Source organism: Hwanghaeella grinnelliae, assembly GCF_004005845.1.
Classification (GTDB): Bacteria; Pseudomonadota; Alphaproteobacteria; order UBA8366; family Aestuariispiraceae; genus Hwanghaeella; species Hwanghaeella grinnelliae.
Window position 1 is genome coordinate 684,127 of sequence record NZ_SADE01000003.1, and the last position, 13,152, is coordinate 697,278.

The 13,152-nt window shown below is 58.8% G+C and carries 10 protein-coding genes; 3 read left to right on the forward strand and 7 right to left on the reverse strand.

Translation table 11 applies throughout. The annotated features are described in order from the left end of the window. Together EOI86_RS20125 and EOI86_RS20130 are read left to right on the forward strand one after the other, a co-directional pair. Window positions 1-228, forward strand: a complete 228-nt coding sequence (locus EOI86_RS20125; RefSeq protein ID WP_127767453.1) for a DUF4089 domain-containing protein — start codon at window positions 1-3, stop codon at window positions 226-228. An 8-nt stretch (window positions 229-236) separates the two neighbouring features. Next, window positions 237-1,634 carry an AtzE family amidohydrolase gene (locus EOI86_RS20130; protein ID WP_127767454.1) on the forward strand — a complete coding sequence of 466 codons (1,398 nt, stop codon included), beginning with the start codon at window positions 237-239 and terminating at the stop codon, window positions 1,632-1,634. A gap of 386 nt (window positions 1,635-2,020) precedes the next feature. Here the strand turns inward: EOI86_RS20130 and EOI86_RS20135 are convergent, their stop codons facing one another. Together EOI86_RS20135 and EOI86_RS20140 are read right to left on the reverse strand one after the other, a co-directional pair. Further along, window positions 2,021-2,251 (reverse strand): DUF1127 domain-containing protein, encoded by a 231-nt coding sequence (locus tag EOI86_RS20135; protein ID WP_127767455.1) that lies wholly within the window; start codon window positions 2,249-2,251, stop codon window positions 2,021-2,023. A gap of 81 nt (window positions 2,252-2,332) precedes the next feature. Next, window positions 2,333-3,544 carry a cytochrome P450 gene (locus EOI86_RS20140; RefSeq protein ID WP_127767456.1) on the reverse strand — a complete coding sequence of 404 codons (1,212 nt, stop codon included), beginning with the start codon at window positions 3,542-3,544 and terminating at the stop codon, window positions 2,333-2,335. A gap of 197 nt (window positions 3,545-3,741) precedes the next feature. Between EOI86_RS20140 and EOI86_RS20145 the strand changes: the two genes are divergently transcribed. Further along, a complete protein-coding gene (locus EOI86_RS20145; protein ID WP_127767457.1) occupies window positions 3,742-5,316 on the forward strand; it encodes a bifunctional AfsR/SARP family transcriptional regulator/alpha/beta hydrolase in 1,575 nt (524 codons plus the stop codon). A gap of 9 nt (window positions 5,317-5,325) precedes the next feature. Here EOI86_RS20145 and EOI86_RS20150 read toward each other — a convergent pair whose 3' ends face one another. Genes EOI86_RS20150 through EOI86_RS20170 form a run of 5 tightly spaced genes read right to left on the reverse strand, consistent with a single transcriptional unit; the run spans window position 5,326 to window position 13,112 of the window. Next, on the reverse strand, window positions 5,326-6,705 hold the full coding sequence (locus EOI86_RS20150) for an aldehyde dehydrogenase family protein (protein WP_127767458.1): 1,380 nt from the start codon (window positions 6,703-6,705) through the stop codon (window positions 5,326-5,328). Between the two features lie 44 nt (window positions 6,706-6,749). Beyond that, the gene (locus EOI86_RS20155; protein WP_127767459.1) at window positions 6,750-9,194 is read right to left on the reverse strand and encodes a GcvT family protein; all 2,445 of its coding nucleotides are present in this window, start codon (window positions 9,192-9,194) and stop codon (window positions 6,750-6,752) included. After that, entirely contained in the window at window positions 9,191-10,087 is an 897-nt protein-coding gene (locus EOI86_RS20160; protein WP_127767460.1) for a choline/ethanolamine kinase family protein, read from the reverse strand. The genes EOI86_RS20155 and EOI86_RS20160 overlap by 4 nt, the downstream gene beginning before the upstream one ends. Next, complete coding sequence (locus EOI86_RS20165; protein ID WP_127767461.1) at window positions 10,084-12,087, reverse strand: ABC transporter permease; 2,004 nt, start codon at window positions 12,085-12,087, stop codon at window positions 10,084-10,086. The genes EOI86_RS20160 and EOI86_RS20165 overlap by 4 nt, the downstream gene beginning before the upstream one ends. Beyond that, window positions 12,087-13,112: a quaternary amine ABC transporter ATP-binding protein gene (locus EOI86_RS20170; RefSeq protein ID WP_127767462.1), complete on the reverse strand. Its 1,026-nt coding sequence runs from the start codon at window positions 13,110-13,112 to the stop codon at window positions 12,087-12,089. The genes EOI86_RS20165 and EOI86_RS20170 overlap by 1 nt, the downstream gene beginning before the upstream one ends. Between the last annotated feature and the right edge of the window lie 40 nt (window positions 13,113-13,152).

Here is a 13,152-nt window from a genome sequence, read left to right on the forward strand (position 1 = left end):
ATGACCATGTCAGACGACGATTTCGATTCGGAGGCATTCATCCGAACCATGGCCCCCAGTTTGGGGTTGTCGTTAGACGAAGAGCGCGTTGCAGGGGTGTCGGTGTTCCTTTCCATCGCGAAGGGAATGGCCGATATCCTAGACGCGGCGCCGGTCCCGGAAAATTCTCTAGAGCTCGCTTCGGTCTTCGATGCCGGCCAGACAGCACAACAGGCGAAAGCGGAATAGGCGGCACAATGACGAAACCGAATGAGTTCGCACCGGCTTGGCAGGTCGCGGAGGCGATCAGGTCGGGCGATGTTCCAGCCGAGGATGTGACCCGTGCCGCATTGGACCGGATCGCGGCCCTGGACCCAAAGGTAAATGCCTTCACCGACGTCACGGCGGAGAGGGCCTTGACCGAAGCTCGGCAGGTCGACGCGGATCGTGCCGCGGGCAAGACCCTCGGCCCACTTGCCGGTGTGCCGATGGCGGCCAAGAACCTTTTTGATATCACAGGGATCAGCACCCGCGCCGGGTCAAAGATCAACCGGGAACTGCCGCCGGCCGAAGAGGACGGAGAGCTGTTGAAAAGGCTTTCGGCCGCGGGAGCGATACTGCTGGGCGGCCTGAATATGGGTGAATACGCCTACGATTTCACCGGCGAGAACGACCATGACGGCGCTTGCCGCAATCCGCACGACACGGCCCGCATGGCCGGCGGCTCCTCATCCGGCAGCGGGGCGGCCGTCGCCGCCGGCCTTGTGTCTTTGGCCTTGGGGTCGGACACCAATGGATCGATCCGCGTACCGTCGTCTTTCTGCGGCACGTTCGGGCTGAAACCGACCTACGGGCGCCTGACCCGCTATGGCACTTTTCCCTTTTGCGACAGTCTTGACCATCTGGGTCCCTTCGCCCGGTCGGTGCGGGACTTGGCTTTGGCCTATGACGTCATGCAGGGGCCGGACCCCCGCGACCATGCCTGCGCCAACCGTCCGGCGGAGCCCGCTTTGCCGTCTTTGAATGAGGGGATTTCCGATCTTAGAATTGCCGTCCTTGGCGGATATTTTTCGACCGACGGTATGCCCGAAGCGGCGGCCGCACTTGCCCCCGTCGCCAAGGCCCTGGATGCCGACAAAACAATCGATGCGGACGGCATAGACGCAGGACGGGCCGCCGCCTTCATCATCACCAATTGTGAAAGCTCACGCCTACATCTCCCGAACCTGCGGGCGCGGGCGGATGACTTCGACCAGGATACGCGAGACCGGTTTCTCGCCGGCGCAATGCTGCCCGCATCCTGGTATGTGCGGGCCCTGCAGGTTCGGCATTGGTATCGGGAGATGTTTGCGAAGCTTTTTGAGACGGTCGATATACTGCTCGCACCGGCCACACCTTTCCCCGCTCCCCTCATTGGGCAGCGCACGATCGAAATTCGGGGAAAGGAAATGCTGACGCGGCCGAATATTGGCCTCTTCACGCAGCCGATCTCGGCGATCGGTCTACCGGTCTGCGCGGTTCCGGTTTTCAGCGGTGAGATGCCCTTGGGTGTCCAGGTAATTGGTGCCCCATGGCGGGAAGACCTATGCCTTCGCGTCGCGGGCCATTTGGAAAAAGAGGGAGTTGCCGTGGCCCAAGCGCCTAGCGGCTTCTAACCAAGTTCCAATCGTCAATTCACCGGATAGTTTGTCCGACGCTCACAGTGCAAACTAGGAAAGTGGTAGCGAGATTCCGTTTCAATGAAATCTCGCCACGATCATTTCCACCCATCCCGACAAGCAATGGTCAAACCGGAAACCTGTCTAGGATCCGAAAGTCATGGCAACCGCCAGAAAGAGATCATTCCCTTTTCTGCCGAATGGTCTGCTGACGACTTCATGGCGGTGGACCGGCTACAGGCCACCTTCATGGGCATTGGCCGGAACCGGCAAGGCAGCGTTCACCGGAACGGGTCCCGCAGTTGGTTTTCTGTTCGTGAGATTCTCCATAACCATCGAGTATTTTTGGCGACGATCCTCCCCGAACCAACATGCCACCCCACTTAGAGCGCGTTGCGCCGTGCGGCTGCTTTGATCTCGCCACGTGTGATGCCGATGTCATCCAACAGAAAGTCTGGCAGTTCTTCCAAACGCTCGTAATCCCGCCTGCACCGATTTGCTTCGACGACCCGCTCCGCGACTCCACAAACACTCTGCCACAACGCAACGGATAACCTCTCCAAACCGGCGAAGGCATAACTCGGGGAACTAAATACAACGTGTTTTATATACATGGTCTTTTTACCTCCATTATTACTTTCCTTGTGTGTTTTATAAATTTGGTTTGAATACGATTTGGCCCTTGGGTGTTCCGGTTATCCAATACGTGTGATCATCGGCGTGATCTGACGAATCCCGCCAAAACCGATCATCGTAGGCATCGATTCTAATTGAATGTCGGGGGCAGCAGCGATCAACGCCGACAACCCTTCCTGCATCTCCATCCGTGCGAGAATCTCACCCAGACAGCGATGCGGCCCCAGCCCAAAGGCTGGGTTGAGCTTGGGATGGTCTGTACGGCAAATGTCGAATCGATCCGGGTTCGCATAGAGTTCTGGGTCGCGCATGATCGAGATCGTGCTGATCCGAACCATAGCACCCGCCGGCACCGTCACCCCGCCGATCTCAACAGCTTCGGTGGCGAAACGCCCGACTGAGCCGACGGAAGGCTCGAAACGAATGCCTTCGGCAACCGCTCCGGGGAGCAACGACGTATCTGCCTTCAATGCGGCCCATTGCTCTTGATGCCCCAGCAACAAAGCGACAAGTATGGCAAAAGCTGTGCGGGTTGTGTCGGCCCCGGCGACGATCAAGCCTAGCACCTGATGGACCAGGCTCTGGAAACTCATTTCCCGGTTCTTCCACCAGTCATAGACCAGGGTTGAGAGCAAGTCGTCCTTCGGCGTGGCGAATCGGGCGCGCAGCTCCGATTCGACATAGTCGTAAAGATCGGCGGCCGCCGCCTCAATCCGATCATGGTGGTGGTGCGGGTAAAGCGGCTCAACGATTCGGGACAAGTCGTATACGCGCGGTCGGAAGAAATCCGCATGCGAAGCGGGAAGCCCAAGGATCGCAGCAATCATTTCAGCGGGCAGTCGCGCGGCGATGGCATCTACGAAATCGAAACTTTGCCCGCGCGGAAGCTCTGCGACGATCCTGTCTGCGGTCGCGCGGATCCGGGGCTGCATATCCCGGACGCGGCCATGCGAAAATGTCCGGGAGAATAGCCCGCGCTTGGTCCTGTGGGTATCGCCGTTCGAGAACAGGAAAAAGTCGGTCAACAGGCGCGATGCGACACCATTTGGGACGCCCATCAGCCTGACAAAGTCCGACCCGTCAACTTGCCGCATCCTCGGATCAGAGAGCAAAGCGACCGCGTCAACGGCCCGCAGCGCCATAAACTGGCTGTCCGCGAGTTGAATAACAGGTGTTCTAGCGCGAAGCGCGCCAAATTGTTCGTGCGGGTTTTTGATTAAAGTGGTCGGGTCGATGTAGGGGGCGACATCGGCGGTATTTTGTTCATACATTTTGGAGTCCAATGTGTTTTGGGGCACAGTTAAGAACCACGGATTGCTGCGCCGCTTTCTTTCCAAAAAGGGGCGCTGAGGGGTCTAGCGGTTCATCGTGTGCCCCCTAAATGGTGCATGGCCGTTGTTGCCAGCGTTGTAAGCGTGGTGGTAGTGGGGAGAGATCGACGTTGTTTTTTGAATTTTCGAGGTAGTTTGTGTCTCAAAATCTCAAGATTTCTCTCTTGGGTGAGGTGAAAGTCGTTTCCGAAGGGAGTGAGATTCCCCTTCCCGCGTCCCGAAAGGCGCGCGCGCTGCTGGCTTTCCTAGCCGCCACAGGCCGGCCGCACAGGCGGGAACGGCTTTGTGAATTGTTGTGGGACCTGCCGGACGACCCGAAAGCATCTCTGCGCTGGGCATTGAGCAAGCTGCGCCGGGCGGTAGATGACGAGGACCGCCACCGGATCGTTGCCGATCGGGAGCGAGTCCATTTCGACACGCACGGCGTAGACATAGACATCCGCGATATCCACGCTCGGCTTCGCGACAACGCCTCAGACGTCGGCGTGCAAGAGCTAGACGCAATGTCGCAGCAATTGAGTCTTCCGCTGATGGACGGTCTGGACGGGGCCGGCGACGATGCCTTCGCCTCGTGGCTTACCGCCGAGCGCGAGGATGCACAGTTGGCCTATATCGACGTGCTGCGCCGCCTGTCCACGCATCCCGATGTCAGTCCCGCCGCGGCACAGAAATGGATTCGACTTTGGCAGGAAGCCGACCCATACGATACGGAAGAACAAAAGCGCGCTGCGGAAGCCGCAACCGCGCGAGGCCGGTCGACCAAGGTGCGGGAAAAGAAACAACAAATGTCACCCGGAATGGAACGACAGACGGTTCGTTCCCCAGCCAACGAACCAAACCCGCAGGATGCCCACAAGCGCGCTCTTCGGGCACAGTCCATAGGGTTCTGCGACGTCAAGGACGGCATCAAGATAGCCTATGCGACCATCGGTTCGGGCCCACCGCTTCTCAAAGCGGCGAATTGGCTCAACCATTTGGAGTTCGACTGGAGCAGTCCCATTTGGGGGAAAAGTTTTGCGGAAATAGCAAAGTACCGAACTTTCATCCGCTATGACGAACGCGGTTGCGGCCTCTCGGACTGGGATGTTGCGGATCTGAGCTTCGAGGCTTTCGTGGAAGACCTGGAAGCTGTTGCCGATAAAATGGGATTGGACCGTTTCCCACTCCTAGGAATTTCACAAGGAGCCGCCGTCAGTATCGAATACGCTGTGCGCCACCCGGACCGCGTTTCCGGATTAGTTCTGATGGGCGGTTATGCCGCCGGCTGGCGCCATCTGGCGTCCCCGGAAGAGCAGGCCCGTCGTGAGGCCGTCATGACGCTTACCGAGCTGGGTTGGGGAACGGACAATCCCGCATACAGGCACATTTTCTCACAAACCTTCATGCCGGAAGCGACTGCGGAGGATCTTGCCTGGTTCGATGAGTTTCAGCGGCTAACCACATCTCCGCGGAACGCCGCCCGATTCCAGGATGCTTTCGGTTATATCGACGTCCGCGACCGGCTGAAAGACGTCAAGGCGCCTACAATCGTGCTGCACTCGAAAGACGATCAGCGGATTCCGCTTTCCACAGGCCGGGCGCTAGCGTCCAGCATCCCTAACGCCAGCTTCGTTCCCCTCGACAGCCGAAATCACATTCTGGTCGACCACGAACCGGCCTGGCGCGACTCTTTCACAGCCGTGGGCCGGTTCATGGTCGAAAAAGGAATCTGACGGCCGCCCCTATTTCTGTTTTTTCAAGTGGTAGGATTTCGGCCGGGTCAGGTTGTGGAATCCAATAACCGACAATCCGCCGCCTCGGCCCGTGTCCTTGCATCCGGTCCAACACAAGCCGGGATCGAGATAGTCAGCCCGGTTCATGAAGACGGTGCCCGTCTCAATCTGTTGCCCGATCCTCTCGGCGCGCCCGACATCGGCCGTCCAGAGGGAAGCGGTTAGTCCGAAATCGCTGTCATTCATCAGCCGGATCGCTTCCGCGTCGTCCTTGACCGACATGATACCAACGACCGGCCCGAAGCTTTCATCCCGCATCACGCGCATGTCGTGTGTGACATCAACCAGGATCTGCGGCATCAGGTAAGCGCCGTCGTCCTGCGGAAACAGTGACGGGTCAATCAGCGCCCTGGCCCCCTTGGCGATCGCATCCGCGGTCTGCGCGCGCACCTCTTCCGCGAAGCGGGTCTGAGCCATCGGGCCAAGCGTCGTTTCGGGGTCCATCGGATTGCCCAGCTTGTAACCGCTGACAATGGCAACGGCCTTGTCGACAAAGGCGTCGAACAGGCTTTCAGCGACATAGATCCGTTCGATACCGCAGCAGCACTGACCGGAATTGAACATAGCCCCGTCGATCAGGGTATCGACAGCCGCGTCCAAGTCCGCATCTTCCATGACATAGCCGGGATCCTTCCCGCCCAGTTCCAAACCGACGCCGGTGAAGGTGCCGGCCGCCGCACGTTCAATGGCACGCCCGGCACCAACCGAACCCGTGAAGTTAACGAAGCCGAAGGCCTTCGCTGCGATCAGGTCCGCTGTCGTTTGGTGATCCAGAAAGACGTTGATGAAAACATCTTCGGGCACGCCGGCATCGTGGAAGGCCTTGGCCATCCGTTCACCCACAAGCATGGTCTGGGTGGCATGCTTCAGCAGCACCGTGTTCCCGGCGATCAAGGCCGGCGCGACCGTATTGATCGCCGTCATATAGGGATAGTTCCACGGCGCGACGACCAGAACCACGCCGACAGGTTCGCGGGCGATATAACGCTTGAAGCTATCGCTGTCCTCGACCGCGATCGGGGCCAGGGCCTGTTCCGCGATGCCGGCCATATAGGTCGCGCGTTCGTTGAAGCCGCCGAATTCACCGCCATAGCGGATCGGCCGGCCCATCTGCCAGGCCAGTTCGGGCACGACCTCATCATTCATCTCGCCGACATTCTCGACACCTTGTGTGACGAGGGCGATGCGTTCCGCCAAGGGCCGGGCGGCCCAAGCCTTTTGTGCGGCCCTGGCACGGGCCGCTGTTTCTTTTGCTTCAGGCGGCGTCAGAACCGGGCGTTCCGCAACGGTGGACCCGTCAATCGGGGATATGCATTTCAACGTTGTCATTCTTTGTGTTCCTTCGAAACGGGCCGCAATTCCGCGGCTATCCGCTAAGCTTTCACGCGTTCCATCTTGGGATCATACAGGGGCGCAAGGGTGACGGTGCACGGGACCCGAACGGTGGCGACTTCAAGTTCGTAGTCGCCATCCTTGACGTAATCCGCCGTGACCCCGTCTTTGTTGCGCACATAGCCCATCCCGATGGACTTTCCAACCGTGTGCCCATAACCAGCGGACGAAAGATAGCCCACCCTTTCGCCATTGCGGTAAATGGTTTCGCGGCCCGAAAGAATGACGTCGCCATTGGCCACGAAAGTGGCCAGCATTTTCTGCACACCGCCCGACCTTTGAGCTTCAACCGCAGCACGCCCTTTGAAGTCGATGTTTTTCTTCAGCTTGACGGCCCAACCCAGGCCAGCTTCGTCCGGGGTGTAATCGGGACCGATATCCGACCCCCAGGCGCGATAGCCTTTTTCCAAACGCAGGGTTTCGATCGCGCGATAGCCGGCGTTCTTCAAACCGAACTCGGCCCCCGCTTCATGCAGGGCTTTGTAAACCGTCGTAGCGTATTCAACCGGCAAGTGGAGTTCCCAGCCCAGTTCACCAACATAGGTCACACGCAAGGCATGCACCGGGCAACCTGCAATGCCGATGGTCCGCGCCTTGCCGAATTTGAAAGCGTCATTGGAGACATCGTCGCGTGTTGCTTTTTGCAGGATGTCGCGCGCCTTGGGGCCCATGAGGGACAGAACCGAATAGGCCGACGTCACGTCGACCAACTGGGCGTTCATGCCGTCAGGAATGTTGCGGGAAATCCAGTCGAAATCATGCGTCGCAAAGCCTGTCCCGGTGACGATGTAGTACTCATCCTCCGCCACACGGACACAAGTCAGGTCGCATTCGATGCCGGCATTGTCATTCAGCATCTGGGTATAGATCAGAGAGCCGACCGGCTTGGCGACGTCATTGGACGCGATCCAGCTAAGCGCCGCTTCCGCATCCGGCCCTTTCAAGCAGAACTTTGCAAAAGAGGTCTGATCGAACATCACAGCCGCCTCGCGCGCGGCCTTGTGCTCACGACCGACCGGTGCGTGCCAATTCGGCCGTTCGAATGTGTAGATGTCCTTCGGTTCCTCACCCGCCGACAGATCGGCATACCAGTTCGGGCGTTCCCAGCCGAGCTTCTCGCCAAATACCGCGCCATCCGCCTTCAGCACATCGTAGAGCGGAGATTTCCGGCACGGTCTTCCGCTGTCATGTTCTTCCGACGGCCAGGCCATGGTGTAGTGCTTGCCATACGCCTCGACCGTGCGGGTGCGGACCCAGTCCGTATCGAAATGCGGTCGGCCGAAACGACGGATATCCACCGGCCACAGATCGAAAGGCGGCTCTCCCTTCGCAACCCATTCCGCCAAGGCCATGCCGGCCCCGCCGCCCGCGGCGATGCCATAGGCGTTGAACCCTGCGCCAACGAAGAAGTTTTTCAATTCAGGCGCTTCGCCCAGAATGAAGTTTCCGTCCGGCGTGAAGCTTTCCGGCCCATTGACCAATTCCTTGATACCGGCGGTTTGCAGCGCGGGCACGCGGCCAAGCGACAGTTCCATCAACTGTTCGAAGTGATCGTAGTCGCTATCCAGAAGCGTGTAGTGGAAGCCCTGCGGGATGCCGTCGACAGCCCAGGGTTTCGGGTTCGGTTCGTACCCCCCCATGACAAGGCCGCCGACTTCTTCCTTGTAATAGGTCAGACGGTCGGGGTCGCGCAGGGTCGGCAGGTTGGAGGGCACCCCTTCGATCTGTTCGGTGACCATGTATTGGTGTTCCATCGACGCCAACGGCACATTAACGCCGACCGATTTGGCGAAGGCCCGGGTCCATTGCCCGCAACAGGCGATAACGATGGGGGTGTCGATCCGCCCCTTTTCCGTCTCGACGCCCTTGATCACGCCCTTGTCGATATCGATAGACAGCACCTTTGTGTCTTCGAAAATCCGGGCGCCAGCCATGCGCGCGCCCTTGGCAAGCGAACCGGTGATGTCCGACGGATTGGCCTGACCGTCCGTCGGCAGGAAAGCCGCCCCGACAAGATCGTCGATATCCATCAAGGGCCAAAGATCCAGCGCCTCTTTCGGAGTCAGCAACTGCATGTCCAGTCCGAAGGAATGCGCGGTTGTGGCCTGGCGTTTCACTTCCGTCCAACGTTCCTGATTGCAGGCAAGACGCAGACCGCCATTCATCTTCCATCCGGTTGCCTGACCTGTTTCCTCTTCAAGAGTATTGTAGAGATCCACTGAGTAGCCGAGCAATTGGGTGATATTCGCGCTGGAGCGCAATTGCCCGACCAGGCCCGCCGCATGAAAAGTCGTGCCGGAAGTCAGCTTTTTGCGCTCAAGCAGGACGACGTCCCAACCAAGCTTCGCCAGGTGATAAGCGGTCGAACAGCCGACGATACCGCCGCCGACGATGACGGCTTGCGCAGATTTGGGGAAATCGCTCATTTGGTGCCTCTTTGGGGAAGGATGTTCGTTATTGCCCGTTCGTAACGGGAGAGGTTCTCGGCGGTGTATGCGCCATAGTCGAAATCGATTTCCGACGTGATCTCGGAAACCATGCTCCACATCGTCTCGCGTAGCAGCGATCCGCATTTCATCGCGTTGTAGCTTTGCAGCAGGGCCTCATCAGGCTCGGTTCCATAGTAGGTCCGCAGCAAAAGACGTTCCGCTTCAACAGGTAGGCTGCAATTCGTCGCAACACCGCCCAGATCAAACAGCGGGGAGTTGAACCCGCCATATTCCCAATCCACCAGCCACAGCCGGTCTTCCGCCTGAAGAATATTGGCCGGCAACAGGTCGTTATGGCCAAGGACAAGGTTAACTTTGCCCACAGCGCCTTCCAGAGCCGCCGCATCTTCGACCAATTGCTGAAGTTTCGGGATATGGGCAGACCCATTTTCCTTCAGGAAGGCGGCATAGTCGCGAACCACGTGGAAGACCCAGAATGTGACGATGGGGCCACGGACAAGGTCTGTGACCTTGGTATGTACATCGCGGATCAACCCGGCGACTTGCACCAACGTCGCTTCATCGTGGAGGTCGTTCTCCTCCATCGGGCGGGAGTCGACGTAGTCCAAGACAAGAGCGCCAGGTTCGGCATAGTGAATTCCGGGGGAAATGCCCGCCTCTTCGGCAGCACGACTGATCGCCAGTTCGTTGAATCGCATAACGCTGTGTTCGGGAATGTCCTGACCCAGGCGCACGACATATTTCTTGCCGCCATCGGTCAGCGTGATGTTGATATTGGTAATGCCGCCGCCCAAGGGGGCCGCACCCTTCGGGTCTGTCCAGCATGGCAGTGAACATGCTTTGGTAATGGCTTGGTCGATTGCGCTCATTTCAATCCCAACCTTTCCCGCGAAGATCTGGCTAGTGCCGTCACGATCCGGTCCGCGATGATCGCGATGAAGGCCACCGCCAGGCCGGCGACGATGCCCTGGCCGGTATTGGCTTTGGTCAAGGCGATATAGACCTCCTGCCCAAGGTCCCGCGTACCGACCAGGGCGGTGATCACAAGCATCGAAATCGCCAGCATGATGGTTTGATTCAGGCCGAGCAGCAGGGATGGCGCGGCCAAGGGCAATTTAATCCGCCACAGGATCTGCCGTTCCGTACACCCGAAGACCTTGCCAGCCTCGATCAGTTCAGCGTCGATAGATCGTATGCCATGCGCGGCGTAGCGCACCGCGGGCGCAAGTGCGTAGAGAACGACCGCGATCATCGCGGAAAAATCGCCAACCCGGAACAGCATCACGACCGGAATCAGATAGACAAAACTGGGCAGGGTTTGAAGCGTGTCGATGAACGCGCCGATCACCGAATTGGCCCGGGCACTCTGCCCCGCCCAAATTCCCAATGGTATGCCAATGATGCTGGCGATCAGCACCGACGTTGCGCAAAGATACACCGTCGTCATCGCCTTGCCCCAAAGGCCGGACGCCGCCACGAACAGGGTTAAGCCCGCCGCAAGCAGGCCCAATTTCCAGCCACCGACACGTCCCGCAGCCAACCCGATCACGAGGATGCCCCATATCCAGGGAATGCCGCCGAAGAACTTCTTGATCGGAACCAGAAGGAATGTGAGCAGCTGTGTCTTGATGAATTCCAACGTGTTAAAGAAGTTCACGTTGATCCATTCGATCGCAGCAGTCCAGAAAGACCCGGTGGTGATTGTGAGGTCTTCCGGATAGAGGTGAACCGGCGGGACGAACAACCCAGCCACCGTGGTCACGGCGACCAACAAGAGAATTCCGGTCAGCAAGGGCCGCCGTTTATGGAATGGCAGCGACGGGTTCAGCGGGGCATCGAAACGGCGAACCGCGAATGCCTGACTCAACCGGTCCAATGCGATCGCCATCACTACGATGGCTAATCCCGCTTCCACACCGCCGCCGATGTCCAGCCGCCTCAACGCGGTCAGCACATCGTAACCCAGACCACCGGCCCCGATCATGGACGCAATGATCACCATATTCAGCGTCAGCATGATAACTTGGTTCACACCAACCATCAGGGATGGTTTCGCCGTCGGGATCAGGACCTTCCACATCATCTGCCGCTGCGTGCAGCCGACCATGCGGCCCGCTTCGATGAGTTCCTGCGGGACGCTTTGCAATGCCACTGTCGAAACGCGCACCATCGGCGGCATGGCATAGACGACCGTCGCCACAAGGGCGGAAACCGGACCGAAACCAAACAAGAAAAGAATCGGAACCAGATAGGCAAAGACGGGCACCGTCTGCATCAAGTCCAAGACCGGCCGCATCATACGTTCCGCCAGGGGAACACGATAAGCGAAAATACCGAGCGCCAGCCCGCCCGCCACACCGATGGGCACGGCGATCAAGACCGAGGCCAGCGTGATCATCGCGCTATCCCATTGCCCGAACATCGCCAGATATACGAAACAGATGCCGACCAGCAGAACCAGGTTCCGGCGGCGCGCATGGTAGGCAAGCGCCAGGATAATCCCGATCACCGCGATCCAACTGAGCGACGGCGCCACTTGGACCGCCTGTTGGCCCTGACCGACGGCGAAACCATCGATCAGCAAGGAGCGCACAATGTCATAGGGGGCTTCGATCAACGCCGAGATAAACCGTGTCACATCGCGGAAGGTGAAAAGCCCGAACGTCGCATCTTCCACCAGCCAGGACATCGCGTCGGATATCCATTTGTCCAATGGCAGTTCAAACTTTTTGGGAAAACGAATGATCCAACGCGCGTCGAGCGCTTTGTACAAGTCGAACGACCAAGTCGATAGCGCCCACGTAATGGCAAAGAGCCCCAACCAAAATAGGGATGCCCAGCGCGTCAGACGTGACAGTGCCTCGCTCATCAGGATCTGCGGCCAATCATGACATCGACGACCGTTCGACCATCAATCGTTCCCACAGCCACCCCATCCTCGTCCAACACCTTGAAAGGGTGGGGGGCTGCTTCGACTTGGTCGACGGCTTCGGCGACGGTAAGGCTGCCCGGAAGCTCACCGGCATAGGGTCCTTCAGGCACACCCTGCGCCATGACGGAACGCAGTTTGACCACCTTCGCCCTGGGGATGTGCTGGGTGAAATCCTCGACATAGGAGGTTGCAGGATTCCGGACCAACTCCTCCGGTGTCGCGATTTGTTCGATGACGCCGTCTTTCATGACCGCGATGCGATCGGCGAGGCGGATCGCTTCATCGAAGTCATGGGTGATGAAAACAATTGTTTTATGCAACATCGCCTGCAGGCGCATAAACTCGTCCTGCATTTCACGTCGTATCAGTGGGTCCAAGGCAGAGAAGGGCTCATCCAGAAACCAAAGATCCGGATCCGCGACCAATGAACGCGCGATTCCGACGCGCTGCTGCTGGCCACCGGAAAGTTGCCGGGGGAAATGGTCTTCCCGACCAACGAGGCCGACGATCTCGATCATCTGCCGCGCGCGGTCTTCCCGCGTCTTCTTATCGACGCCCTGCACTTCCAGCGGGAAGGCGGCGTTCTGCAAAACGGTTAGATGCGGCAACAGGGCGAAGTGCTGAAACACCATCCCCATTTTCTTGCGGCGAACCTCAATCAGTTCGGCTTCATTCATGGAAAGAAGGTTGCGGCCTTCGAACTGGATTTCGCCGGCCGTTGGTTCGATCAGGCGCGACAAGCATCGCACCAATGTGGACTTCCCCGACCCGGACAGTCCCATGATGACGAATATCTCACCTTCGCAAATCTGGACGCTCGCGTCTCGGACCGCACCGGTCATGCGTTCCGCGGCCAGATCCTCGGCGGTAGGGGCGCCGCCGTGGCGCGCCAGGAAGGCCTTGGGATCGGAACCGTAAATCTTCCAAACACCGCGGCAATCGAGTTTTACGGGACGTTCCATCGCGGTCTCATATGTCGTCGTTAAGAGCTGCGGCGGTCGA